This is a genomic window from Streptomyces lonarensis, assembly GCF_012033735.1.
Lineage (GTDB): Bacteria > Actinomycetota > Actinomycetes > Streptomycetales > Streptomycetaceae > Streptomyces > Streptomyces lonarensis.
The window spans coordinates 1-25,566 of sequence record NZ_JAAVJD010000060.1 but is presented as its reverse complement, the minus strand read 5'-3'; the positions used below and the strand labels follow the sequence as shown (position 1 = coordinate 25,566).

17 protein-coding genes and 2 CRISPR repeat arrays are annotated in these 25,566 nt (G+C 73.8%); of the genes, 14 read left to right on the top strand and 3 right to left on the bottom strand.

What is annotated here, in order from left to right:
* Nucleotides 1–357 precede the first annotated feature (357 nt).
* Both rsmI and HCN56_RS25785 read left to right on the top strand, forming a co-directional pair.
* Nucleotides 358–1,200, top strand: a complete 843-nt coding sequence (gene rsmI / locus HCN56_RS10510) for a 16S rRNA (cytidine(1402)-2'-O)-methyltransferase (protein ID WP_167969623.1) — start codon at nucleotides 358–360, stop codon at nucleotides 1,198–1,200.
* Nucleotides 1,201–1,258: 58 nt separating this feature from the next.
* Entirely contained in the window at nucleotides 1,259–1,690 is a 432-nt protein-coding gene (locus tag HCN56_RS25785) for a hypothetical protein (RefSeq protein ID WP_209312581.1), read from the top strand.
* A gap of 173 nt (nucleotides 1,691–1,863) precedes the next feature.
* Here HCN56_RS25785 and HCN56_RS10500 read toward each other — a convergent pair whose 3' ends face one another.
* On the bottom strand, nucleotides 1,864–2,208 hold the full coding sequence (locus HCN56_RS10500) for a DUF5713 family protein (protein ID WP_376770861.1): 345 nt from the start codon (nucleotides 2,206–2,208) through the stop codon (nucleotides 1,864–1,866).
* Nucleotides 2,209–2,499: 291 nt separating this feature from the next.
* On the opposite strand from HCN56_RS10500, the gene HCN56_RS10495 reads away from it, so the two are divergent.
* The 9 genes from HCN56_RS10495 to cas2e all read left to right on the top strand — a co-directional run bounded on the left by HCN56_RS10495 (nucleotide 2,500) and on the right by cas2e (nucleotide 18,047).
* On the top strand, nucleotides 2,500–3,351 hold the full coding sequence (locus HCN56_RS10495) for a TatD family hydrolase (RefSeq protein WP_167969617.1): 852 nt from the start codon (nucleotides 2,500–2,502) through the stop codon (nucleotides 3,349–3,351).
* Between the two features lie 124 nt (nucleotides 3,352–3,475).
* A CRISPR array of direct repeats spans nucleotides 3,476–7,899; the repeat unit is 29 nt; unit sequence GGGAACACCCCCGCAGGCGCGGGGAGCAG.
* 354 nt (nucleotides 7,900–8,253) lie between these two features.
* Nucleotides 8,254–11,250: a CRISPR-associated helicase Cas3' gene (gene cas3, locus HCN56_RS25780; RefSeq protein WP_209312580.1), complete on the top strand. Its 2,997-nt coding sequence runs from the start codon at nucleotides 8,254–8,256 to the stop codon at nucleotides 11,248–11,250.
* A 60-nt stretch (nucleotides 11,251–11,310) separates the two neighbouring features.
* Entirely contained in the window at nucleotides 11,311–13,137 is a 1,827-nt protein-coding gene (casA, locus tag HCN56_RS25775; RefSeq protein WP_209312579.1) for a type I-E CRISPR-associated protein Cse1/CasA, read from the top strand.
* On the top strand, nucleotides 13,134–13,982 hold the full coding sequence (casB, locus tag HCN56_RS10485) for a type I-E CRISPR-associated protein Cse2/CasB (protein ID WP_167969615.1): 849 nt from the start codon (nucleotides 13,134–13,136) through the stop codon (nucleotides 13,980–13,982). Before casA ends, casB begins: the two co-directional genes overlap by 4 nt.
* Nucleotides 13,983–14,073: 91 nt before the next feature.
* Complete coding sequence (cas7e, locus tag HCN56_RS10480; protein WP_167969613.1) at nucleotides 14,074–15,279, top strand: type I-E CRISPR-associated protein Cas7/Cse4/CasC; 1,206 nt, start codon at nucleotides 14,074–14,076, stop codon at nucleotides 15,277–15,279.
* Complete coding sequence (gene cas5e, locus HCN56_RS10475; RefSeq protein WP_167969611.1) at nucleotides 15,276–16,040, top strand: type I-E CRISPR-associated protein Cas5/CasD; 765 nt, start codon at nucleotides 15,276–15,278, stop codon at nucleotides 16,038–16,040. Before cas7e ends, cas5e begins: the two co-directional genes overlap by 4 nt.
* 2 nt (nucleotides 16,041–16,042) lie before the next feature.
* Nucleotides 16,043–16,759, top strand: a complete 717-nt coding sequence (gene cas6e / locus HCN56_RS10470) for a type I-E CRISPR-associated protein Cas6/Cse3/CasE (RefSeq protein ID WP_167969609.1) — start codon at nucleotides 16,043–16,045, stop codon at nucleotides 16,757–16,759.
* Nucleotides 16,756–17,709 (top strand): type I-E CRISPR-associated endonuclease Cas1e, encoded by a 954-nt coding sequence (gene cas1e, locus HCN56_RS10465; protein WP_167969607.1) that lies wholly within the window; start codon nucleotides 16,756–16,758, stop codon nucleotides 17,707–17,709. Before cas6e ends, cas1e begins: the two co-directional genes overlap by 4 nt.
* Entirely contained in the window at nucleotides 17,706–18,047 is a 342-nt protein-coding gene (gene cas2e, locus HCN56_RS10460; protein WP_167969605.1) for a type I-E CRISPR-associated endoribonuclease Cas2e, read from the top strand. Before cas1e ends, cas2e begins: the two co-directional genes overlap by 4 nt.
* 602 nt (nucleotides 18,048–18,649) lie before the next feature.
* Nucleotides 18,650–20,822: a CRISPR direct-repeat array (repeat unit 28 nt; unit sequence GGAACACCCCCACGTGCGTGGGGAGCAG).
* A 71-nt stretch (nucleotides 20,823–20,893) separates the two neighbouring features.
* Here cas2e and HCN56_RS10455 read toward each other — a convergent pair.
* Both HCN56_RS10455 and HCN56_RS10450 read right to left on the bottom strand, forming a co-directional pair.
* Complete coding sequence (locus HCN56_RS10455; protein ID WP_167969603.1) at nucleotides 20,894–21,127, bottom strand: DUF397 domain-containing protein; 234 nt, start codon at nucleotides 21,125–21,127, stop codon at nucleotides 20,894–20,896.
* The gene (locus HCN56_RS10450; protein WP_167969601.1) at nucleotides 21,063–21,917 is read right to left on the bottom strand and encodes a helix-turn-helix domain-containing protein; all 855 of its coding nucleotides are present in this window, start codon (nucleotides 21,915–21,917) and stop codon (nucleotides 21,063–21,065) included. The genes HCN56_RS10455 and HCN56_RS10450 overlap by 65 nt, the downstream gene beginning before the upstream one ends.
* A gap of 333 nt (nucleotides 21,918–22,250) precedes the next feature.
* Here HCN56_RS10450 and HCN56_RS10445 point away from each other — a divergent pair, with 333 nt between their 5' ends.
* The 3 genes from HCN56_RS10445 (at nucleotide 22,251) to HCN56_RS10435 (ending at nucleotide 25,195) form a co-directional block, all read left to right on the top strand.
* Complete coding sequence (locus HCN56_RS10445; protein WP_167969599.1) at nucleotides 22,251–22,940, top strand: hypothetical protein; 690 nt, start codon at nucleotides 22,251–22,253, stop codon at nucleotides 22,938–22,940.
* Nucleotides 22,941–23,255: 315 nt separating this feature from the next.
* Nucleotides 23,256–24,113, top strand: coding sequence for a 16S rRNA (adenine(1518)-N(6)/adenine(1519)-N(6))-dimethyltransferase RsmA (gene rsmA / locus HCN56_RS10440; protein WP_209312582.1), 858 nt, complete (start codon nucleotides 23,256–23,258; stop codon nucleotides 24,111–24,113).
* Between the two features lie 104 nt (nucleotides 24,114–24,217).
* Nucleotides 24,218–25,195, top strand: a complete 978-nt coding sequence (locus HCN56_RS10435) for a 4-(cytidine 5'-diphospho)-2-C-methyl-D-erythritol kinase (RefSeq protein ID WP_167969619.1) — start codon at nucleotides 24,218–24,220, stop codon at nucleotides 25,193–25,195.
* The last annotated feature ends 371 nt before the right edge of the window (nucleotides 25,196–25,566 follow it).

Below are 25,566 nucleotides of genomic sequence, written 5' to 3'. Positions count from 1 at the left end.
CCTCCGGGATGCGGCGGCAGGCCGGGCGGCTGCCCGGGGCCCGGGCCGGTGGGGCGGCTCCGGGCGGCGGTCGGTGGCGTCGTTGGCTGGGGTGGGGGCGTCCACGACGCCATCTTGGCATCCGCGGCCGCGGCGCCCTGCGAGGATGGCGGGGTGACTGCCGCAACGCCTTCCGCCGATCACCCGCACGACGACTCCGCCGCCGGGCTCCCCGGCGACCTCGGCGCCGGCGGAGGCACGGCCGCGGCCGACGCCGCCGTGGTTGACGCGGCCGCTGCCGCGGTCGGGGAGCCGGGGACCTCACCGGCTGCCGGGGAGGCACCGGCGGCCGCCGCCGGCGCGGGGGAGGGCGGCGTCCTGGTGCTGGCCGGTACCCCGATCGGCGACCTTGCCGACGCGCCGCCGCGGCTCGCGACCGAGCTGGAGCGGGCCGACCTGATCGCGGCGGAGGACACCCGCCGGCTGCGCCGTCTCACCCAGGGGCTGGGCGTCCACACCACGGGGCGCGTCGTCTCCTACTTCGAGGGCAACGAGGCCGCCCGCACCCCCGAACTCGTCCGGGAGCTGGCGGGCGGCGCCCGGGTGCTGCTGGTCACCGACGCCGGCATGCCGTCCGTCTCCGACCCCGGGTACCGGCTCGTCGCCGCCGCCGTCGAGGCGGACGTCCGTGTCACGGCGGTGCCGGGCCCGTCCGCCGTCCTCACCGCGCTCGCGCTCTCGGGGCTGCCGGTCGACCGGTTCTGCTTCGAGGGATTCCTGCCCCGCAAGGCGGGGGAGCGCGCCGGGCGGCTGCGCGAGGTCGCGGACGAGCGGCGCACCCTCGTCTACTTCGAGGCGCCCCACCGGCTCGCCGCGTCGCTCTCCGCCATGGCCGAGGCGTTCGGGTCGGACCGCCGCGCGGCGGTCTGCCGGGAACTGACGAAGACCTACGAGGAGGTGCGCCGGGGGAGCCTCGCCGAGCTGGCGGCCTGGGCCGAGGCGGGCGTACGCGGCGAGATCACCGTCGTGGTGACCGGCGCGACCGAGGTCGCGGAGAAGCCGGACGAGGCCGAACTGGTGCGGCGCGTCGCGGCCCGCGAGGAGGCCGGGGAGCACCGCAAGGCGGCGATCGCCGAGGTCGCGCGCGAGGCGGGGCTGCCCAAGCGGGAGGTCTTCGACGCTGTGGTCGCCGCGAAGAAAAAGCCGCATACTGGGGCATAGGGCGCGCGGGCGCGCCGTGCGCTGAGAAGACGACGTCTCACGCGAGCGCAGGTGCGTCATGAGCGACCAGAACCGCGAAACCGTGTCCGAGTCCTACGCCTTCGTATGTCTCAGATGTACGTACGGCTGGGAACAGACCTTCCAGATAGAGCACCATCAGGACGAGGACGGCCGACCGTACGTCCTGTACTACGTCGGCACCGAGCGGGTGCCGTCACCGCTGACCCGGCTGACCTGCCTCAGCTGCGGCAGCCACCGCATCCGCGTCATGCAGGCCGGCACCGTGCGCGCCGTGCAACGGGCCTCCAGCTGGCTGCCGTCGGGCGGACTCGCCGTGGACGAACCCGCCGACCCGCCGCACGAGACCGAGCAGCAGGCGGCGGAGTCCGCCGCCCTGGCGCGGGAGCCGGCCGAGCCGGCCCACCACCGCCACCGGCACCACGAGGGCGAGCCCGCCGGCGGCGGACGCTCCTGGTGGCGACGCCACTGACGCTCCCGCCGACCGGTGCGCCCCTCCGTGCCCGGACACCCCTGGTGCCCGGGCACGTGCGCACCCCGCCCCGGCCCGCTCGGCGGCCGCGTGCCTGACGGCAGCGGTACCGCCGAGCGGGCCGCGGTGTCCCGGGCCGGCGGTCGCGTGCAGAGCCGTCGCCCCGCCGTCCGTCACCAGTCGCGCGGGGCGACCAGCTCCTCCAGGTCGGCGTCGGTGAAGCCGTACGTCTGCGCCACGAACCAGAACTCCCCGGCTATCTCGTCCCGCGCCACCGTCTCGAACTCCGAGCCCGCGGCGAAGAACTCGTCCTGCAGGGTGTTGAACTCCTCGGTGGCGGCATGGGCCATCGGGTACAGCGTGGCGAGATCCGCCGGCTGCTCCGTCTCGATCCGCAGGCACAGCCGGAGCAGGATCTCCCTGCCCTTGTCCAGCAGCCGGTCCGGAAAGTAGTCGTCCCGGTAGAGCAGGGCCAGGAACTCCCGACCCGCGGCCCTCTCGTTCTCGACAACCAGCATGGCGCCCCCTCGCAGCCGGTCGGCCCGGACCTCCCCGGACCCTCTGCTCCGCATTGTCGACGACCCCTCTGACAATCCTCGGTCGTCCGCACCGCCCGGCGGAAGCGCCGCGTGCCGGCGCCATCCGCGCGGACTCCGCCACGGCGCCACCCCGGACCGCACAGCCCCCGGCCGTGCGACCCCGCCCGGCCGCCCGCGAACCGTGTCCTCGGCCGTGCCGCCGCAGGCGAGCCGCGCCACCCCCGACGCCGGATGACCGGCGCACGCGCCGGGCGTCCTAGGATCGGGACCATGCCGATGTCGAAGACCGCCCAGGCCGCACGCGCCGAGACCCCGCCGTCGCCCCTCCCGCTGGCTGTGCCCGTGATCGACTCGCACACCCATCTGGACATGCAGGAGACGACCGTCGCCGAGGCGCTCGCGAAGGCCGAGGCCGTCGGCGTCACCCAGGTCGTGCAGATCGGTTGCGACGTCGAACGGGCCCGCTGGGCGGTGGCCACCGCCGAGGAGCACCCCGCCGTCCACGCCGCCGTCGCGCTCCACCCCAACGAGGCCCCGCGCCTCGCCGCCGAGGGCGGGGACGCGGCGCTCGACACCGCACTCGCGGAGATCGCCGAACTCGCCGCCCACCCGAGCGTGGTCGCCATCGGTGAGACCGGCCTCGACCACTTCCGCACCGGCGACGAGGGCCGCGCCGCCCAGGAGCGGTCGTTCCGCCGCCACATCGCGCTCGCCAAGGAACTCGACAAGGCGCTCGTCATCCACGACCGCGACGCCCACGAGGACGTCCTGCGGGTCCTGGAGGACGAGGGCGCCCCCGAACGCACCGTCTTCCACTGCTTCTCCGGCGACGCCGACTTCGCCAGCCGCTGCGCCGAGGCCGGCCACTACATGTCCTTCGCGGGAAACGTCACCTTCAAGAGCGCGCAGCCGCTCCGCGACGCCCTCGCCGTCGTCCCCGACCACCTGCTGCTGGTCGAGACCGACGCCCCGTTCCTCACCCCGGCCCCCTACCGCGGGCGCCCCAACGCGCCGTACCTCATCCCCTACACGCTCCGCGTCATGGCCGAGGTCCGCGCCACCGACGAGACCACCCTCGCCACCCACATCGCCGCCAACACCGCCCGCGCCCTCCGCATCTGACGACGCGCGTTGCGCGGGCGCCGCGCGCGTCGAGGGGCCCCGGGCGCGCTCGGCCCGCCTCCGCCTGTGTCGGCCCCAGGCGCGGCGAGCGGAACGTGTTGGCCGCCGGGAACGTCCCGGCCTTGGGAACACCCCCGCAGGCGCGGGGAGCAGCGCGCCTCAAGCAGAGCAACGACCTGGTCATCGGGAACACCCTCGCAGGCGCGGGGAGCAGCCCGCCCTGTTCATCGGGAACCGGGAGTTCATGGGAACACCCCCGCAGGCGCGGGGAGCAGTTGAGTTCGTCGTTGTGTCCGACCGGGCGCAGGGGAGCACCCCCGCAGGCGCGGGGAGCAGCGGCCGGCCACGTGCCCGGCGAGAGGTATGCCGGGAACACCCCCGCAGGCGCGGGAAGCAGTTCCCCCGGTCGTCCCGCTGTGCCGAAATATCGGGAACACCCCCGCAGGCGCGGGGAGCAGTTCGGGTCCTCGCCGTCCGCGACCTCGCGGACGGGAACACCCCCGCAGGCGCGGGGAGCAGTCTTGTTGTACTCCGAGACGAGATGACTGAGCGGGAACACCCCCGCAGGCGCGGGGAGCAGAGTCGGTGACCCGCGGAATGCGAATCGGCGGTGGGAACACCCCCGCAGGCGCGGGGAGCAGTCGACCGTGGTCGCGCCGTGGTCCCCCATCGCGGGAACACCCCCGCAGGCGCGGGGAGCAGACCGCCCACGACAGTCCGGACATGCACCGCGAGGGAACACCCCCGCAGGCGCGGGGAGCAGCTGCGGTTTGCCGGCGGCGAGGTGCTGTGGCGGGGAACACCCCCGCAGGCGCGGGGAGCAGCGAGTCGAACTCGTCCACCGACTTCCCGATGCTGGGAACACCCCCGCAGGCGCGGGGAGCAGCGATGAGCGCGGACAGGGACGCCCCGGGGCGGGGGAACACCCCCGCAGGCGCGGGGAGCAGAGCGACGAGCGCTTCAAGTCGGTGACCGTGACGGGAACACCCCCGCAGGCGCGGGGAGCAGCGCGCCAAGCCCAAGGACGGTCGGCCCTTCAAAGGAACACCCCCGCAGGCGCGGGGAGCAGTGCCGGCGTCGTCGGTGAAGCGGGCGTCGTGGGGGAACACCCCCGCAGGCGCGGGGAGCAGGGCGTCCGCAACGTGTTGGTCGGCCTGCTGATGGGAACACCCCCGCAGGCGCGGGGAGCAGCGGGGGGTGCGTGAAGCATGCAATCTCGCCGCGGGAACACCCCCGCAGGCGCGGGGAGCAGGCGGTGCGCTCGGTGCTGCCGAACAGCCCCTCGGGAACACCCCCGCAGGCGCGGGGAGCAGACGACAACCAGCGGGAGCAACTCCTGCGCCTAAGGAACACCCCCGCAGGCGCGGGGAGCAGATGCCCGTCTCGCCCTCACCGGCCTGCACTTCAGGAACACCCCCGCAGGCGCGGGGAGCAGTCCTCCGCGACTTCGAGCGCGGCGACGGCGTCGGGAACACCCCCGCAGGCGCGGGGAGCAGGTGACGCCGGGCCGCTTCTCGCTGGATTGCCAGGGAACACCCCCGCAGGCGCGGGGAGCAGGGGCGGGAGCGGGACAGCGTCCCGTCGCGCCGGGGAACACCCCCGCAGGCGCGGGGAGCAGCTGGGCGGTGAGCTGCGCCTCGCGCTGGGCGAGGGAACACCCCCGCAGACGCGGGGAGCAGCTGGATGCGGCGGGTGCGCCAGTCCATCTCGTGGGAACACCCCCGCAGGCGCGGGGAGCAGTGACGGGCAGCGCAGGCGCTGCGGGGTGCGATGGGAACACCCTCGCAGGCGCGGGGAGCAGATCGGCGCGATCCTGCTCCTGGCCATCCTGGGGGGAACACCCCCGCAGGCGCGGGGAGCAGTTGCCGATGTCCTCGAACTTGCTGGTCACCCAGGGAACACCCCCGCAGGCGCGGGGAGCAGCCCTCAAGGCTCGTAGCCTGGTTCGTAGCACTGGGAACACTCCCGCAGGCGCGGGGAGCAGCGACCTGGACTTCCCCTTCAACCGGGCCGCGAGGGAACACCCCCGCAGGCGCGGGGAGCAGGCCGGCAGGCATACCGGGGCATACCGGCGATCGGGAACACCCCCGCAGGCGCGGGGAGCAGAGCGCCGGTAAACGAGCCGACCGCCGACGGTGGGGAACACCCCCGCAGGCGCGGGGAGCAGGCCACGCCCGGCGAGGTGGAGGGGGCGAAGGCGGGAACACCCCCGCAGGCGCGGGGAGCAGTGCATGGGCCGCTGCCGCTTCCCGCGCTGGGTGGGAACACCCCCGCAGGCGCGGGGAGCAGTGAACACCGAGGACGAGCGGCTGAAAGCGCGCTAGGAACACCCCCGCAGGCGCGGGGAGCAGGCCCTTCTCCCGGTGGTCAAGCTGGCCAGCGAGGGAACACCCCCGCAGGCGCGGGGAGCAGGACGATGAAGGTAACGTCCCGGTCGTCGGCCAGGGAACACCCCCGCAGGCGCGGGGAGCAGCGCGGGCCGACCAGGTCGGCGATCTTCGGCAGGGGAACACCCCCGCAGGCGCGGGGAGCAGTCCGGGCTGAGGAGCCCGAGGACTGCGTGGGCGGGAACACCCCCGCAGGCGCGGGGAGCAGGGCGTGGCCATCGTCGCCATGACCATCGCCTCGGGAACACCCCCGCAGGCGCGGGGAGCAGCCGGAACCCGGCGTCCAGTGACGATCCCCCGCGGGAACACCCCCGCAGGCGCGGGGAGCAGGAATCAGCCTCCCCCGTAAGACTCACAACGAGGGGAACACCCCCGCAGGCGCGGGGAGCAGCGTCGACCCGCTGGGGTGCGACGGTGAGGTCCGGGAACACCCCCGCAGGCGCGGGGAGCAGACCTGGTCGAAAGCTTCCGTCCCGCGCCCCGTGGGAACACCCCCGCAGGCGCGGGGAGCAGCACCGTGTAGGCAGCGGACAAGCGGCAAGGCAGGGAACACCCCCGCAGGCGCGGGGAGCAGCCGCGACGAACGACAGCGGGCCGACGCCGAAAGGGAACACCCCCGCAGGCGCGGGGAGCAGCTCCGCCAGAAGGCTCCGCAGGGGCGCCCGGCGGGAACACCCCCGCAGGCGCGGGGAGCAGTGGATGCCGGAGACGTTGGCGATGCCCTCGAAGGGAACACCCCCGCAGGCGCGGGGAGCAGCGGGGCGCCGCGCGAACATCGGCCAGAGCGGCAGGAACACCCCCGCAGGCGCGGGGAGCAGGTAGGTGTCGACCGTGTTCTGCGGGACCAGCTGGGAACACCCCCGCAGGCGCGGGGAGCAGGCGAGGCCGGTCACGATGCCGTGCGCCTTCTCGGGAACACCCCCGCAGGCGCGGGGAGCAGATGGGCTTCTCCGTGGGGTGGCTGGAGCGCCCGGGAACACCCCCGCAGGCGCGGGGAGCAGTGGACGTCCAGCCGCGCGTCGTCCACGAGGCGGGGAACACCCCCGCAGGCGCGGGGAGCAGCGCCTCCTGCTGGCCGTGTACCAGCCGGCGGCGGGAACACCCCCGCAGGCGCGGGGAGCAGGAGCCGGTGCCGTAGGCGGCCTGGCCCTGCCGGGGAACACCCCCGCAGGCGCGGGGAGCAGGGTCCGCACCTTGTCGGCGACCCACAGTGCCCGGGAACACCCCCGCAGGCGCGGGGAGCAGTCCAGCAGCTTCGCGAGGTCCGCGATTTCGGCGGGAACACCCCCGCAGGCGCGGGGAGCAGGGTACGTCCGCCGCTACTCCCGCGCGACCATCGGGAACACCCCCGCAGGCGCGGGGAGCAGATGGGCGTGGCCATGGCGGAGATCATCGCCGTTGGAACACCCCCGCAGGCGCGGGGAGCAGGAGGCCGGACTGCGGCCACCGCCGATGCCGGACGGAACACCCCCGCAGGCGCGGGGAGCAGACGGGATCGTGGGCAGCATCCGCGCGCTGACAGGGAACACCCCCGCACGCGCGGGGAGCAGGTGTGGCGCACCGGAGACCCGAGTCTCCCCGCGGGAACACCCCCGCAGGCGCGGGGAGCAGGCGACCGCGCGGCGCTGGGGGGCGGTGTCCGGGGGAACACCCCCGCAGGCGCGGGGAGCAGACCCAGCGCGCCTACGACAGCGACCTTGCCGAGGGAACACCCCCGCAGGCGCGGGGAGCAGCCTGACCTGATGGCTCAACAGTAGCTTCCTAAGGGAACACCCCCGCAGGCGCGGGGAGCAGCGGCTCGACAGTCTCACTGGCACCGATATGCAGTGGAACACCCCCGCAGGCGCGGGGAGCAGTGGCTCCGGCCATGTCCTCCAGGACTGCCGTGGGGAACACCCCCGCAGGCGCGGGGAGCAGTTAAGCCGGAGTCCGCCCCGGCGCTCGGAGACAGGAACACCCCCGCAGGCGCGGGGAGCAGATGGCGCCGCGCTCGTCCCACGTCCACCGGTGCGGAACACCCCCGCAGGCGCGGGGAGCAGCCCGAGCCCCCGCCGGACGATCCGCCGGAGCGGGGAACACCCCCGCAGGCGCGGGGAGCAGGCCGCCTCTGCTGCCCGGCGGGCGGCGGCGGCGGGAACACCCCCGCAGGCGCGGGGAGCAGAGTGCGCGACCTGGTGGTTCATGTGCCGGGGGAACGGATTTTACTTACTTTGCCAAACTCCGGCATAGCGAACCTAAGCCCTTCTTTCGATTCCCGTCCACCGTCATCTGCTGTCGTCCGTCGCTGTCGTCCGTTCGGGTGATGCCGCAACGGTAGTGGAAGACGCGTCAGGTGCAGGCTCGGGCTCACCTCAGCCGCCCCCTGCGCCGGGTGTACGCCGCGAGCGCTGATATCACGCGGCGGTGCAGTGGCGCTCGACTTTCCCTGATGTGCCGAGAATTGCTCCGGCGGCTCCGTCTCGTGCCGCACACTGTGCAGTACCCCCACATCAGCACCACTTCTTTCGGGGGAGTCATGTCTGCTCTCGGGGATGAATTCGGGGATGCGTTCGGCGGCGGCGAGGGGCGCTGGACGCCGTTGGGGACGCTGTCGGTGGCGGCGCGTGCCGCCTGGGGTAAGACGGATCAGGCCGGCACGCTGAACGGCGCGTGGTTGCCCCTGTGGCGGCACATGGCGGACAGCGGCGCCGTCGCCGGCCGGTTGTGGGACGAGTGGCTGCCCGACTCGATCCGGGCGTGCATCGCCGCGGCGCTTCCGGATGGTGAGGCCGATGGGCGGCGGCTGGTCGTGTGGTCCGCGGCGAGCCACGACATCGGAAAGGCCACGCCCGCCTTCGCCTGCCAGGTCGAGGACCGGGCCGGGCACATGCGCGACGCCGGCCTTCGGATGCTCACCGCCAAGGAGTACGGCGACGACCGGAAGCTTGCCCCGCACGGGTTGGCCGGGCAGCTCCTCATCGAGCAGTGGATCACCGAGCGCCATGGGGTGGCCGCCCGCAACACGCTGCAGTTCGGCGTGATCGCCGGCGGTCACCACGGCACACCCCCGACGCACGAAGCGTACGAGGCGTTGGAGCAGCGACCGGACCTGCTCCACCACCGGGGCGACGCGCGGGCGGTCTGGCAGGGCGTGCAGCGGGAGCTTCTGGAGGGCTGCGCCGAACTGGCCGGAGTCACCGACCGGTTGCGGAACTGGGGGAGGGTGCGGCTTCCGCAGCCGGCGCAGGTGCTGGTGACGGCCGTCGTGATCGTCTCCGACTGGATCGCCAGCTCGCCGGAACTGTTTCCCTACGACTCGGCGTCGTGGCAGCCTGCCGGAGAGGTCGGTGAGGCGCGCCGACTGGAAGCTGCCTGGCGTGGGTTGGACCTTCCGGCGCCCTGGCGGGCACCGGAGGCCAAAGGCTCGGCTGCGGATCTCTTCGGGGCCCGGTTCAGTTTCCCGACCAGTCCGGGAGGTCCGGCGATCCGTCCGGTGCAGGCGGAGTCGGTGCGGGTCGCGCGGGAGATGGAGCCGGCCGGCCTCCTGGTGATCGAGGCGCCGATGGGCGAGGGCAAGACCGAGGCCGCTCTCGCCGCGGTCGAGATCCTGGCCTCGCGCTCCGGTGCGGGCGGCTGCCTGGTGGCGTTGCCGACGCGCGCCACCAGCGACGCCATGTTCCCCAGGTTGTTGGAGTGGCTGCAGCACCTGCCGCTGGATGGGCCGCAGTCGGTGGTGCTGACCCACGGGAAGGCCGCCTTCAACGACACGTGGGCGGGCATGCTCCGGCAGAGTTCCGGCACGGTCGCCGCCGTGGAGATGGAGGCATGCGACGAGATCGACACGAGCGGCCACGGACGGGCCCAGGCCCGCCGCCGCCCCGCGGGCCTGCACGCGCATCAGTGGCTGCGCGCGAAGAAGAAGTCGCTACTCGCGTCGTTCGCGGTCGGCACGGTCGACCAGGTGCTGTTCGCCGGCCTGAAGAGCCGGCACCTCGCGCTGCGGCATCTCGCCGTGGCGGGGAAGGTCGTCGTCATCGACGAGGTCCACGCCTACGACGCCTACATGAGCCGCTACCTCGACCGGGCGTTGGCATGGCTGGCGGCGTACCGCGTGCCGGTGGTGCTGCTGTCGGCGACGCTGCCCGCCGGGCGCCGCGCGGCGCTCACCGCCGCCTACGCGGGCGGCACCACCCACGTGGTCCCGGCCGGCGCAGGCGCATCGGACGGGCGCGGGGGCGAGGAGGCGGCGTACCCGCTGATCACGGCGGCGTGGCCCGGAGGTGGCCGGTTGACGGCGCGGCCCGCAGCGGCGGCCGGGCGGGAGACCGCCGTCGCGGTCGAGCGGCTGGGCGACGACCTCGACCTGCTCGGCGATACCCTGGCGGACGCGCTGGCCGACGGCGGGTGCGCCCTCGTGGTCCGGAACACCGTGGACCGGGTGCTGGAGGCGGCCGACGCGCTGCGGGCGCGCTTCGGGGACGAGAACGTCACCGTGGCGCACTCCCGGTTCGTCGCCTCCGACCGCGCGGCGCGCGACACGGGGTTGCGGGAGCGGTTCGGCCGTGACGGTGCGACCCGGCCGGGGCTGCACATCGTCGTCGCCAGTCAGGTCGTCGAGCAGTCGCTGGACGTCGACTTCGACCTGTTGGTCACCGACCTCGCCCCCGTCGACCTGGTCCTGCAGCGGATCGGCCGGCTCCACCGGCACCCGCGGACGCGGCCGCCACGGCTGCGGGCGGCGCGCTGCCTGATCACCGGCGTCGACTGGGATGCGCTGCCGCCGCAGGCCGCCCCGGGCAGCCGCGCCGTCTACGGCGACCACGCCCTGCTGCGGTCGTTGGCGGTTCTGCTGCCGCACCTGGACGGCGAGCCGCTGGCGTTGCCGGACGCCATCAGCCCGCTGGTGCAGGCGGCGTACGGCGACGAAGCCGTCGGGCCCGGGGCCTGGCAGGAGGCGCTTGCCACCGCCCGGGAGCGCCACCGCCGGGAACTGGCGAGGTCGGAAGAGCGAGCGGGCGCGTACCTGCTCGGGCCGGTCAAGTCCCACGGTCGTCCGTTGCTCGGGTGGCTGGCCGCGGGTGTCGGGGACGCCGACGACTCGCCGACCGGCCGGGCGCAGGTCCGGGACAGCGGCGAGAACCTCGAAGTGCTGGTGGTGCAGCGCCTCGCCGACGGCAGTCTGCGCACGCTTCCCTGGCTGCGGCGCGGTGACGGCGGGCTGTCGCTGCCGACGGACTTCCCGCCGCCCGTGAAGGCGGCCAAAGCGGTGGCGGGCAGCGCGCTGACGCTTCCGCGCGTGCTGTGCCACCCGGGGGCCATCGACCGGACGATCCAGGAGTTGGAGCAGGAGGCCTTCCCCGGGTGGCAGGTCAAGGAGTGTCCGTGGCTGGCGGGCGAGTTGGTCCTCGTGCTCGACGAGGATTGTCAGACCCGTCTGACAGGCTTTCAGCTGAAGTACGACGAGAAGGACGGGTTGCGGGTGGCCCGTCCTGATGGTTCCGAGGACGACGGAGAAAACACCGATGCGTACTAGTTCACGCGGTTGGCTCGCCGCGGCTCCGGGCGGTGCCCTGCGGGCGCTCGGCGGTCAGCTGTGACGGCCACGACGGGCGGGTCCGCCGCCCCGTTCGACCTCACGACCGAGCCCTGGCTTCCCGTCCTGCGCACCGACGGCACGTTCGCGACGGTGTCCCTCACCGGCGTGTTCCTAGAGGCGGCCACCATCCGGCGGCTCGTCGGCGACCTCCCCACCCAGGACATGGCGCTGCTGCGACTGCTGCTCGCCGCGCTCCACGACGCGCTCGACGGGCCGAGCAGCATCGACGACTGGTTCGAGCTCTGGCACGCAGAGGAGCCGTTCGCCCCGGTGCTGCCGTACCTCGAAGCGCACCGGCACCGCTTCGACCTCTTCCATCCCGAGCAGCCGTTCTTCCAGGTCGCCGGGTTGCGTACCGGCTCCGACGAGCCCTCGGCGCTCAACCGGATCGTGGCGGACGTCCCCAACGGGGAGGCGTTCTTCTCGATGCGGAAGCCGGGCGCGAGTGACCTGACGCCCGCCGAGGCCGCCCGCTGGCTGGTGCACGCTCACGCCTTCGACACCTCCGGCATCAAGTCGGGCATGGTGGGCGACCCTCGTGTCAAGGGCGGGAGGGTCTACCCGCTGGGGGTGGGCTCGGCGGGCGAGTTGGGCGGTGTCCACGCCGAGGGGGAGTCGCTGCGAGAGACGCTGCTGCTGAACCTCGTGCCGCAGGAGGAGCTGGAGTTCGAGTCGTCGACCCTCGATCCCGTGCCCGACGCTCCCGCGTGGCGCCTGCCGCCGAACGGCCCGGCTGGCGCGGCCAAGGGTGAGGGCGGCCGCTCACCACGTGGGCTGCGCGACCTCTACACCTGGCAGACGCGACGGGTGCGGCTGGTCACCGAGGAGAGCCGGGTCACCGGCGTCGTCCTCGGCTACGGGGACCCGCTGAAGGCCGCCGCGCCGTGGAAGCTGGAGCCGATGACTGGGTGGCGGCGCAGCCCCACCCAGGAGAAGAAGCAGAAGCTTCCGCTGGTTTACATGCCGCGGCACCACGACCCGGCCCGCGCCGCGTGGCGGGGGCTTGAAGCCCTGCTGCCCTCGACGGCCGCCCCTTCAGGCCGGCACCAGGAGAGCGACGGCGCGGACCACCTGCCCTCGGGCGTCGTGCGGTGGCTGCGACTGCTCGCTGTGGAGGCGAAGTTCGAGCCCACCCGCGGCATGCTGCGGCTGCGGACCGTCGGCGCCGTCTACGGGACGCAGCAGTCCGTCATCGACGAGATGGTGGACGACTCCGTCCTCCTGCCGATGCTGTTGCTGGACTGCGTACCCACCGAGGACCGGCCGGAGCCGTTGGGCCGTGAGCACGCGGCGACCGCCTTGGCGGCGGTGAAGGACGCCGACCAGGCCGTGCGGGCGCTGGGCAACCTCGCGGGCAATCTCGCCCGCGCGGTCGGCTCGTCCCCGGACGGTCCGACGGCCACGGCCCGCGATCTCGGCTACGGCGCGCTGGACGGCCCGTTCCGCGCCTGGCTGGCCGGGCTCGGTGACGTCGAGGACCCGGAGGAGCAGGCCCGTCCGGCCTGGCAGGCCATCGCCCGGCAGCAGATGCTCCGCCTCGGGCGCCCCCTCCTCAACACGGCGGGCGCGACCGCGTCCGAGGGCCGCTGGGCGGACGTGCCCGGGTCCGGCAAGCGGTTCGTCAACGACGCCCAGGCGGAGCTGTGGTTCCTCCGGGCGCTCCGCAACCACCTGCCGCGCGCGGTGCCACCACGTGCGGACGACCCACCGCCGGGATCGGCCTCGCCGCTGCTTCCGGCGCCGTCCCCATCCCCCGAGCAGACGGGTCCTCTCGACCCGGCCGGTTCTTCTCTCTCCGCCGCCGACCAGGAGGCCGCACCGTGACGACAACCCCCGAGGCCTCCACCGCGAAGTCAGGGTCGTTGCCCGCCCCGCCACAGCAGCAGCGCCGCCCCGGCGAGCGGGTCTGCGAAGCCGTCCGCAGCAGGATCACCCCGCTCCAGTCCCAGTACCTCGCCGACGTCCCGTCCGCCGTCGCGGCCCTCGCCCAACTGCGGCGCGGTGTCGGTCGACCGGCGTACGACTCGCCTGTGGAGTGGGGGATCGTCGGGCTGGAGTCGCTGGCCCGGATGCGGCAGCACGACGGTGAAGAGGGCCACTTCGTCGGCGGCCCCCGGCATGTCGCCCGCGAGGACGAGGCGATGCACCTGGCGGTGACGCTGTACGCGCTCCACCAGCAGTCGGAGCGCAAGAAGAGGATGTACGTCCAGGGCATCCCGTTCGGGGCCGCCGTCCGGACGCTCGCCACACTGCCGCCGGGAGTCAAGGCGGGTAGTGCGGAGCCAGTTCCGGAACCGCGGGACGAACAGCCCAAGAGCGAGCCCACCGAGGCGAACACCGCGGAGACGAGCGAGACCGCGCCGCGAAGGGAACAGGAGATCAGCGAGACCGTCCGGAAGAGGTTCCTCCGGGTCGGTACCGCCACCGCCCTCGAACCGCTGACCGTCAGGCTGCGCGAGATCGTGCTGCTGCTGCGGGCCCGCGACATCCCCTTCGACCACGGACTGCTGGCCGACCAGCTGACCAGTTGGCTGGACCCGTCCCAGCGGGACCTCGTGCGACGCCAGTGGGGGCGCGAGTTCACCCACCACACCGGCCGCCGGGGCAGCCGGCCCGACACCGTACCGGCCCCTCGCGATGCCGGCGGCGCCACGGCCGCACCCGCCTGAACCACCGCCCCGCCCCGAGACCTCCAACCCGCCGTGACCCGACGGCCACGGCGGGCCTTCCCGCGACTCATCACCACGATCGGACGCCCACATGAACCGCGCCATCCTGGACATCCACGTCCTGCAGAACGTGCCCCCGAGCAACATCAACCGTGACGACACCGGCACCCCGAAGACCGCCACCTACGGCGGCGTGCGACGGGCCCGCGTCTCCAGCCAGGCCTGGAAGCGAGCCACCCGCAAGGCTTTCGAGGAGCTGCTGCCCACGAGCGAGCTGGGGCAGCGCACCAAGAAGATCGTCGACGCCGTCGCGGATCGCATCGTCGAGCTCGACAGCTCGGTCTCCCAGGAGGCCGCCGTCGAAATGGCCGCCGAGGTGATCAAGACCGCGGGGATCAAGGTCGAGGTGCCCGGGCGCAAGAAGAAGAAGGACGAGGAGGCGAAGCAGGAGTCGCCGGAGTCCGGCTACCTGATGTTCCTCGGCCGTCGCCAGGTGGACGCCCTCGCCGCCATCGCCCTCCGGGGCAGCGAGGGCGGCGATGTCGAGGCGCTGAAGACCCACCTGAAGGACAAGGCGCACAAGGCCGCCGCCCAGCGGGCCGTCAACAGCCGTCACTCCGTCGACATCGCACTGTTCGGCCGGATGGTCGCGGACTCCGCCGACCTCAACGTGGACGCCGCCACCCAGGTCGCCCACGCCATCGCCACCCACGCCACCGAGATCGAGTCCGACTACTACACCGCGGTCGACGACCGGAACCGGGAGGACGAGAGCGGCGCCGGGATGATCGGCACCATCGACTTCAACTCAGCCACCCTCTACCGCTACGCCGCCGTCAACGTCGGCGAACTCCACCGCACCCTGGGCGCCGGCGTGGACCTCGGCGAGACGCCCAGCACGCCCGCGCAGCGAGCGGTCCGGGTCTTCCTCGACGCGTTCGTCAACTCGATCCCCTCCGGCAAGTCCAACACCTTCGCCAACCTGACGCGCCCCACGGCCGTCGTCGTCAAGCTCCGCGACAGCCGGCCCGTCAACTTCGTGACCGCCTTCGAGGAGCCGGTCACGTTGAACGAGGACGGGACCGGCGGGTACCTCCGCCGCAGCTGCGAGAAGCTGGCCGACCACATCCACGAGGTGGAGGCGGCCTACGGCGTCTCCGACACCGACCGCACCTGGGTGTTCTGCGTGGGCGAGAGCGCCCGCTCCCTCCAGGACCTCGGTGAGAGCGTCAACCTCGCCGAGTTGCTCGACCAGGTCGAGGCGGCCGTCGCGGCACGACTGGCGCCGGGCGCATGACCGTCCTGCTGATGCGCCTGGCCGGGCCCCTCCAGTCCTGGGGGGCCTCGGCCCGCTTCGCTCGCCGGGGAACCGAGAACGCCCCGACGAAGAGCGGCGTCCTGGGCATGCTCGCCGCCGCCCAGGGGCGCGGCCGATCCACACCCGTCGACGATCTGGCGGCGCTGCGCTTCGGCGTCCGCATCGACCAGCCCGGCGACCGCCTGCGCGACTACCAGACGGCGAAGCACCAGGTCTCGCAGAAGTCGATGCCGGTCTCGGAGCGCTTCTACCTGGCCGACGCCGTCTTTGTCGCCGCCGTGGAGGGTGACGCAGAGCTGCTGGCCGAGCTGCACCGGGCGTTGCTCGCTCCCGTCTTTCTGCCGTTCCTCGGGCGGCGCTCCTGCCCGCCGGCCCGCCCCGTTGACATGGGGCCGCCGCGCACCGGTGAGCTGGAAGGGGTGCTCGCCGGAGCGGAGTGGCAGGCGTCCTCGTGGTACCGCCGCCGGGAGGAGCGACGTCGGCCCTACGGGGAGGCCCCGCAGGAACCCCGCCTGGAGCTGCTGATCGAGACGGTCGGGGCCGAGCAGCCGGACCGCACCATCCGCGATCTGCCCGAGAGCTGGGACGACAACCACCGCCGGTACGCGCTGCGCGGTGTCCGCTCCCGGCAGGTGGCACGACCCGGTGTACCCGACCACGACCCGACCGCCCTGCTGACCGCCGTGGACGCGGCCGACGGCACCGCCGCGCCAGGCGCGGCCGACCCCTGGCCGAGGTGACCATGTACCTGACCCGTTTCCGCATCAACACCGCCCGTGCGGACGCGCGACGGCTGCTCGCCAGCCCCCACCGTGTGCACGGAGCGGTCAACGCGTCGTTCCCCGAGGAGCCGCCTCGTGACGGCGGCGGCCCCCGGGTGCTGTGGCGGGTGGACCGCGAGGCCAACCGTCGCGCCACGCTCTTCGTCGTCAGCCCCGGCCGGCCCGACCTCACCCACCTCGTCGAGCAGGCCGGCTGGCCGCACGCCGACGGGCCGCACTGGCAGAGCTACGGCTACGCCGAGTTCCTCGACGGCCTGAAAGCGGACGACCGGTGGGCGTTCCGCCTCACCGCCAACCCGGTGCACGCCGCCCGCCGCAAGGACGGTGAACCGACCAAGCGGACCGCGCACCGCACCCCAGCGCACCAGATGGGCTGGCTGCTGAAGCGGCAGGAGGCGCTGGGCTTCGCCGTGGTGGAGAAGCCGCCCGAGCGTCGCATGCTGAAGAGCGGCGACGAACTGGAGCTCCTGGTCCGCGACCACTCGCCGCAGAGCTTCGGGCGCGGCGCCGCGGCCGACGAGAAGAACTCCGTGCGCTTCACCCGGGTGACGTTCGAGGGGCGCCTCCGTGTCACCGACCCCGTTGCGCTGCGCAAGGCGCTGACCCAGGGCATCGGCAAGGAGAAGGCCTACGGCTGCGGTCTCCTGACGCTCGCCCCGGTGGTGGGAGCAGCATGAGCACCGTCAGCCGCCGCGGGGCGTCCTCCCCGCACGAGCTCGGGCGGATCGGGGACCGGCTGTCCTTCGTCTACCTGGAACGCTGCGTCGTCAACCGAGAGGACAACGCGCTCACCGCCAAGGACCCGGACGGAGTCCGGTACATCCCCTCCGCCACGATCGGCGCGCTGCTGCTCGGGCCGGGAACGACCATCACGCATCAGGCGATGGCGGTCCTGGGGGACAGCGGTGCCGCGGTCGTCTGGCTGGGGGAGCACGGCGTCCGCTTCTACGCCGGCGGGCGGGCGCTCTCGCGCTCCTCCGGCCTGGCCGAGGCCCAGGCCAACGCCTGGGCCAACCAGCGCCTCCGGCTGGAGGTCGCCCGGGACATGTACAAGCTGCGGTTCCCCGACGAGGACCCGTCGGGGAAGACCAGGCAGCAGCTCCTCAGCGCCGAGGGCAAACGCGTCAAGGACTGCTACCGGCGGGAGTCCGCGCGCACGGGAGTGCCCTGGGTGCGGCGGCAGTACAACCGCGAGGACTTCGACGCCGCCGACGCCCCCAACCAGGGCATCACCGCAGCGGCCCAGTGCATGTACGGCGTAGCGCACGCGGTGGTGGCTGCCCTCGGGTGCTCCCCGGCGCTGGGCTTCGTGCACTCCGGCCACGAGCGCTCCTTCGTCTACGACATCGCCGATCTGTACAAGACGGAGATCGGCATCCCTGCCGCGTTCGACGCCGCGGCGGAGGGCGACCACGACATGGGCTCCCGCACCCGCCGCGCGGTGCGGGACCGCATCCGTGAGACGGGGTTGCTGGAGCGTTGCGTGCGCGACATCGGACAGCTGCTGCGTTACGACGCTGCTGCGGACGGGGCACGCCGGGGCCAGGACCGGGTGACGCTCCAGTCGGACGGCGGCGCCGAGGTCGAGGCCGGGCGCAACCACGACGGGGACGAGCCGATCTGGTGACCGTCATCATCCTGACCAACTGCCCGCCCGGCCTGCGGGGGTTCCTGACCCGTTGGCTGCTGGAGGTCTCGCCGGGGGTCTTCCTCGGCTCGACCAGCGCCCGTATCCGCGACCTGCTGTGGGACGAGGTGCAGACCTACCGCGACAAGGGGCGGGCGCTCCTCGCCTACCAGACCGACACCGAGCAGGGCTTCACCTTCCGCACCCACGAGCACGCCTGGGAGCCGGTGGACCACGAAGGGCTCACCCTGATCCACCGCCCCACCCGCAAGCGGACCACGGGCCTGCCGAAGCAGGGTTGGAGCAACGCGGCCAAACGCCGCCGCTTCGGCAACTGACCCCGGCCGCGCCCACCGCCGCCCTGCGGCCCCGTGTCCGGATGAACGCCGGTGCAAGGGGTGTGCTGCCTGAATTCAACTGCGCTCGAGCACGGCGGTGTTGACGGGTGTAACCTGATCGTCCTTTCGTTGAAAGGGCGGTCGCCGACCGGGGGCGCTCCCCCTCTCGCCCTGCGGGAGGGTGGGTCCTGGACCCGCCCCGGTCGGCATTTCTTTTGCCTGCGGCGGGCGATGGCGGTCGACGAAGCAGGACACCGCATCGGTGCGGACGACGTGGGCCTCCCTGCCACACATCCGCTGAGATCCTGCCGCAGCGATGAGGGACAGGGTTTCCCGAACCCCGGAGCAGCTGCCTCGTGAACAGCAGGTCGCTGGATAGCTTTCGCCCGGCCGGCGGGCAAGCGGCGCCGGAGTCTGCGCGCTCGGCCTCCCCGAGCGTCCTGAGCACCAAGGCAGCAGCCCGGCGCCGGAGGTCGAGGAGAACACCCCACGCGCGTGGGCAGCAGGAACCCACTGCCGACGGATCATGAGTCCGTTGCTGGAACGGCTCGCGTACGTGCGGGGAGCAGTGCGACACCGGCTTTAGGAGAGCCGTGCTCAAAGGAACACCCCCACGTGCGTGGGGAGCAGACCATCGTCCGCAACGCGGCAACCCCCACCGACGGAACACCCCCACGTGCGTGGGGAGCAGCGCCAAGAGGTCCACGCCGCGATGCAGCAGCTGGGAACACCCCCACGTGCGTGGGGAGCAGCGTCCCGTGGTGGTCAGCGTGTAGCGTCCGATCGGAACACCCCCACGTGCGTGGGGAGCAGTGATCGGCGCCAAGCGGATTGAACGCCTTGGGAGGAACACCCCCACGTGCGTGGGGAGCAGCGAACGGGGCGACGGGGGTCCCCCGTTCGGCGAGGGAACACCCCCACGGGCGTGGGGAGCAGAGGTAGTACACCGCGCGCTGCGTCCACTGGGCGGGAACACCCCCACGTGCGTGGGGAGCAGGCGTAGGTGGTGAACTCGCCGGCGGTGAGCCGGGGAACACCCCCACGTGCGTGGGGAGCAGCCTCCCCGACCGGGGACGCCTGGGCCGACGGCAGGAACACCCCCACGTGCGTGGGGAGCAGAGCTCCCGGCGGATCGCGCTTGCGCCGGTGCCGGGAACACCCCCACGTGCGTGGGGAGCAGGGGACTTCGCCGACCTTGATGAGGAGGCGGGGGGGAACACCCCCACGTGCGTGGGGAGCAGGACCGGTCCAAGCGAGTCATCGGGCAGCCGGCGGGAACACCCCCACGTGCGTGGGGAGCAGGCAACGGCCCCGGGGGTGGGGGTCCCGGTGCCGGGAACACCCCCACGTGCGTGGGGAGCAGTGCGTCAGATCCACGTACCCGGGAGTGCCCGTGGGAACACCCCCACGTGCGTGGGGAGCAGTGTGCGCCGGACACGCCGCTACGGAAGTAGCAGGGAACACCCCCACGTGCGTGGGGAGCAGTCGCCTTTCACCGGCACTCGCGGCCCGGTGCAGGGAACACCCCCACGTGCGTGGGGAGCAGCCGCCGTTGAGCGCCTGGCGCTTCTCGATGTCGGGAACACCCCCACGTGCGTGGGGAGCAGCGGACGAGCATGAGGCCCGGTACGAAGCGGCTCGGAACACCCCCACGTGCGTGGGGAGCAGGCCGCGGCGGTGTCGAGGTCGGCGTCGGTGACGGGAACACCCCCACGTGCGTGGGGAGCAGGCACCGGCCCGGACCGCGAGACCCGCGGCCTCGGGAACACCCCCACGTGCGTGGGGAGCAGGCGGGCCATCTCGGGACGGACCGAATCCTGAGGGGAACACCCCCACGTGCGTGGGGAGCAGGTGAGCTCGTCCAGGATCTCCCGCATCCGCCTGGGAACACCCCCACGTGCGTGGGGAGCAGACTCCGCCAGCGGCACCCTGTCCCGCTGGGGCGGGAACACCCCCACGTGCGTGGGGAGCAGGCCTCGGCCGCGACCGCCGAGCAGCTGCGCGCGGGAACACCCCCACGTGCGTGGGGAGCAGGGCCCGGACCCGCTTGGGGTCGGGACCGGGGTTGGAACACCCCCACGTGCGTGGGGAGCAGTCGCTGAACGTGTCGAGGAGGTCGTCCGCCTCGGGAACACCCCCACGTGCGTGGGGAGCAGCAAGTCCGGGGCTCGCGCACGAGCGCGTCGCGTTGGAACACCCCCACGTGCGTGGGGAGCAGACCTGCTGGTGACCGTCGGCCGCCTGTCCGGCGGGAACACCCCCACGTGCGTGGGGAGCAGGTCGGCGCGGCCGACGGCCTGAAGGACGGCCAGGGAACACCCCCACGTGCGTGGGGAGCAGGGCGCCCGGCCGGGCCCGTCAATCGGCTCCGCGGGAACACCCCCACGTGCGTGGGGAGCAGGGCGCCTGGGGTCGCTTGCCCTTGCCGTCCGTGGGAACACCCCCACGTGCGTGGGGAGCAGTCGCCGCGTTGAGTGCCCCGCGGGCTGCATCCCGGGCCGCGGGAACACCCCCACGTGCGTGGGGAGCAGCGCGGGCGGCTGTGGCCATGGCGTGCCCCTCCGGGAACACCCCCACGTGCGTGGGGAGCAGACACCGGGCTTAAGGATGCCGAGCCACCCGCCGGGAACACCCCCACGTGCGTGGGGAGCAGTCCGGCCAGGTCCTGCGCTGCTCGCGCAGCGCGGGAACACCCCCACGTGCGTGGGGAGCAGGACGGCGCGGAGTGCGAGACCAGCGCGTGCCAGGGAACACCCCCACGTGCGTGGGGAGCAGAGTGCGCGACCTGCGGGTTTAGGTGGCGGGGAGGTGGATTTTACTTACTTTGCCAAACTCCGGCATTTCGGTCACCGTGTGTCCCGTCGCGCTCCGGGGCCCAGAGTGCTGGTGGTCAGGCCGGCTATGAAGGCCGTCCAGGTGGCGTTGGGGATGGTGAGTGCCGCGCCGGTCGGGTTCTTGGAGTCCCGGACCGGGAGGTGGGTGGGGATGCCGTCCGCCACCTCGACGCAGGAGCCGTTATCCCCGCCGCTGTAGCTCGACTTCCGCCAACGAGTGCTGCTGAGACTGAAGGGTGCGGACATGGGATCTGTACTCCTCCATGACGGTTTCGAGAAGCCGCAGGGACGCATCCGGGTGGAGGGCTGCCGTCCTCGCTGAATCGTACGCGTCGCGGCAGAGTTGGACCTCTTCCGGGCAGTCGGCGTCCATGACTGTTCCGGAGTGCAGCCCCTCCACGTACGCCAGGTCCGGTGCATCCGCGAACTTCATGAGGCACACCATCGATCCCATGGCCGCGTGCACTCCGTGGGCAAGCGGCACCACTTGAAGGCGAATGCGTTCGGACCGGATCAGCCCGATGATGTGCGCGAGCTGGTCTGCCATGACTGCGGCGCCGCCCATGGGGATGCGGATCACGGCTTCGCTGAGGATGAAGCCGAGTTCGGGCAGATCCCGCTTGAGTACTTCCGCTCGCTTGAGCCTGTTCGCCACACGTTCCTTGAGTAGCTCCTCCGGCCAGTACATCCGGGCCGCCACGAAGACGGCTCGCGCGTAGTCGGCGGTCTGGAGCAATCCAGGAACGTAGACCGGTGCGTACTCCTCGATACGGGTGGCGGGCTGTTCCGCGAGGGCGGCGCGTTCGAAGTGGCGGGCGAAGGGTGTCTCGCGGAGGAAGCGTTCGAAGGTCCCGCCGGTGTCGAGCGTCTTGTCCAGCTGCTGCGCGTCGCGGTAGGAGGGCTTGCGGCGTCCGGCCTCCCAGTGGGCCACCAGTGAGTGGTGGACGAGCAGGAGCCCCGCCAGGTCCTTCTGGGTGAGTCCCGCGCCGTCCCTGCGTGCGCGCAACTCGGCGGCGTACGGCTCTCGTTCTCCCATGCTGCTTTCCCCTCCCGTTTGACGCGTCCGATGTAGATCGCGGACGGCTTCCAGGCTAGGCGCGCCGAACGCAGGCTGTGAGTGATCAGGCACAGCAGGCGATCGGATGGCGGGTGTGCGACCCGTTCGACGCCGCAAGAACGAGGAGCTGCTCGTGGGACTCATCGCCCGCCCCACCTGGTGCGACGTGCCGTCGTGGCCGTCGACCGTCGGTGCGCGTCCGGATGGTTGTGTTCCGGTTGGTGTGCGCCGTCCGTGGTGTCGCCGGGGCGCGAGAGCTGCGGGCGGCGCGGCGTCGTTCGGTGGCGTCCGGCGCGCACCCCGGGCCGCGTCGTGACGGGCGCCGGACAGGTGGCGCCGCCCGCCGACCCGTCCGGCGCCGGAGCCCCGCTCGACGTCGCCACAGCGGCCGACGGCAGCGACGGTGAGCGGGACGGCGAGGGCATTCCGTCGCTGGGGGAGTTGCGGCGCCGCAACGCCGAGCTGCGGCGGCTCGTCGAGCGCCATCTGCGAGGAGCGGCGTCGCCGGCACCCGGGTCAGGGCGCCACGATGCGCCCCGGGCCGGTCTGCCGGCGGACCGGGCGGTGGGCCTCCCGCCGACGCGGTTGGGGCCGTGCGGCTACTGGAACGAGAGCGTCGCGCGCTGCCCCGACGCCGGTGGCGAGTGGTACCTCGGCAGCGGCTGGACGGCCACGCCCGCCGACTCCCTGGCGTGGATGCGTGCGGAGGCCGAGCGGCTGGCGCGTGCCCTCTCGCCCCGCCCGGGGGAAGGGCCCGCGCCGAGCGAGGCGCTACGACCCGCCGCCGCCACGAGCTGGGACCCGGCCGGAGTGCTGCGCGGCTGGGCGGCGGACGACGCGTACCAGCGGGTGCAGGCCGGGGCGCTGGGGGAGGGGCGGCCGGTGAGCGTCAACACCCGGGGGCCGGACCGGGTGTGCGGACTCGGCGGCGTCGAGGTGCTGTACTCGGTCTCCGCCCGCCCGGTGTGCTGCGGACGCGCACGCACGCGCGCACCGATCTGAGCCGGACCCCGGTGGCGTGACCGGCGCCATCCCCGCACCCGGCGTCCGCCCGCCCCGCCGCCCGCCCGCGCCCGGCGTCCGCCACCACCTCGCCCCGCCCCCGTCCCGGCGGCCGGGAGGGCGGTGCCGACCCGCCCGTAAACTGCACGGGTGACGTCCCCGCCCCCCGAAGACCCCGCCGCTGCCAGCGCGACCGCCGCCGACCCCGCGACCCACGACCCCGCGACCGGCCGCCCCGCCGACGACTCCGCGGCCGCCGCGACCGCAGCGCGCAGCACCCCCGCCCCCGGCGCGGCAGCCGTCTCCGACGAAGCACTGCTCGGCCCCGCGGACATCCGCGAGCTGGCGGCGGTGCTCGGCGTCCGGCCCACCAAGCAGCGCGGCCAGAACTTCGTGATCGACCCCAACACCGTCCGCCGCATCGTGCGTGCGGCCGGGGTGGGCCCGGACGACGCCGTCGTCGAGGTCGGCCCGGGCCTCGGCTCGCTCACCCTGGCGCTGCTGCGCGCGGCCGGGCACCTCACCGCGGTGGAGATCGACGACGTGCTGGCGGCGGCCCTCCCGGCCACCGTCACCGCCCGCGCCCCGGAGCATGCCGACCGGTTCGACCTGGTGCACGCCGACGCGATGCGCGTCACCGAGCTGCCCGGCCCGGCGCCGACCGCGCTGGTCGCGAACCTGCCGTACAACGTCGCCGTTCCGGTGCTGCTGCACATGCTGGCGCAGTTCCCGTCGATCGAGCGGACGCTGGTGATGGTGCAGGCCGAGGTGGCCGACCGGCTGGCCGCCCCGCCCGGCTCGCGGGTCTACGGCGTGCCGTCGGTGAAGGCCGCCTGGTACGCGGACACCCGCCGTGCGGGCGCCATCGGGCGCAACGTCTTCTGGCCGGCGCCGAACGTCGACTCCGGCTTGGTGTCGCTCGTCCGTCGCGACCCGCCCGCGACGACCGCGTCCCGGCTGGAGGTCTTCGCCGTGGTGGACGCGGCGTTCGCCCAGCGCCGCAAGACGCTGCGTTCGGCGCTGGCGGGGTGGGCCGGATCACCGGCCGCCGCCGAGGCGGCCCTGACGGCCGCCGGGGTCTCCCCGCAGGCACGCGGCGAGGCACTGACCGTGGACGAGTTCGCCCGGATCGCCGAGAACGGCCCGCGGCGCGCCACCGAGGAGGCAGCGTGACCACCGCACGTCCCGAGCCCGGCCCCGCGTCGGCCACCGCCGCCGCGCCCGACCCGCAGCGCGCGCCCGACCCGCGGACCCCGGGCGGTCCGGCGGGCGGGCCCGTGCCCGGCGCCGCGCCGCGTTCCGCCTCCGCGACCGCACCGGCCAAGGTCAACGTGCAGCTCGCCGTGGGCCCGGTCCGGCCCGACGGGTACCACGACCTGGCGAACGTCTTCCTCGCGGTGGACCTCCACGACCGCGTCACCGTCACCGAGGCCGACATCGAGACGGCCGACATCGAGACGGGCGGCGTCGAGACGGGCGGCGTGCGCGTCAGCTGCGTCGGGCCCGGCTCCGAGCTGGTACCGGCCGACGCGACCAACCTCGCCTGGCGTGCTGTGGAGTTGCTCGCCGCGCACCACGGCCGCCGTCCCGACGTCGCCGTCCACATCGAGAAGGACATCCCGGTCGCCGGCGGCATGGCCGGGGGCAGCGCGGACGCCGCCGCCGCGCTGCTGGCGTGCGACGCGCTCTGGGGCACCGCCACGCCGCGCGACGAACTGCTCTCCATCGCGGCGGAGTTGGGCTCCGACGTTCCGTTCTCGGTGATCGGCGGCGCCGCACTCGGCCGCGGCCGGGGCGAGTTGCTCACCGAGCTGCCGGTGGGCGGCGTCTTCCACTGGGTGTTCGCGCTGGCGGACGGCGGGCTCTCCACCCCGAAGGTCTACGGCGAGTGCGACCGGCTGCGCGGGGACACCCCCGTCCCCGAACCGGAACCGGCCCCCGAGCTGCTGGCGGCGCTGCGCGACGGCGACGAGGCCGGTCTCGCCGGCGCCCTCGCCAACGACCTCCAGGACGCGGCCCTGTCGCTGCGGCCCGCGCTGGCCGACACCCTCGCCGCGGGCCGGGAGGCCGGGGCGCTGGCCGCCCTCGTCTCCGGCTCGGGACCGAGCTGCGCGTTCCTCGCCGAGGACGCCGAGGCGGCCGCCCGGGTCGCCGCGGCGCTGGCGGAGTCCGGTACCTGCCGGGCCGCCCGCGCGACGACCGGGCCCGCGCCCGGGACCCGCGTCGTCTCGGCACCGGTGCACGCACGTCGCTGACCCCCTGGGGCAGGACGGCCGCGCTGCCCCAGGGCGTCCTGCCCGGGCGCGGTGCCCCGACGTGCCGGGGCGGCGTCTGCCGGGGGTGACACGGCACGAGGTACGCACCGACCGGCGCCGGTCGCCGGGCCGAGCGGGGCACCAGGCTGAAGGCGCTGCCGGAGAACCGCCGGGTCGACCCCGGGCAGCCGCCCCGAGGGTGAGGCGGCCGCCCGGTACCGGTGGCGGCGAGCCCGCCCACCGGCCCCGCACACGGCCCCCGGGCCCGCCCGCCCCACCCACCCGGACCAGGCACCACCGGCCGAGGCACGCCGCCCCCGCCCGTCCCTGACCCCGCCGTCGCCCGCACCCGCCCGCAGTCAGCCGCCCGC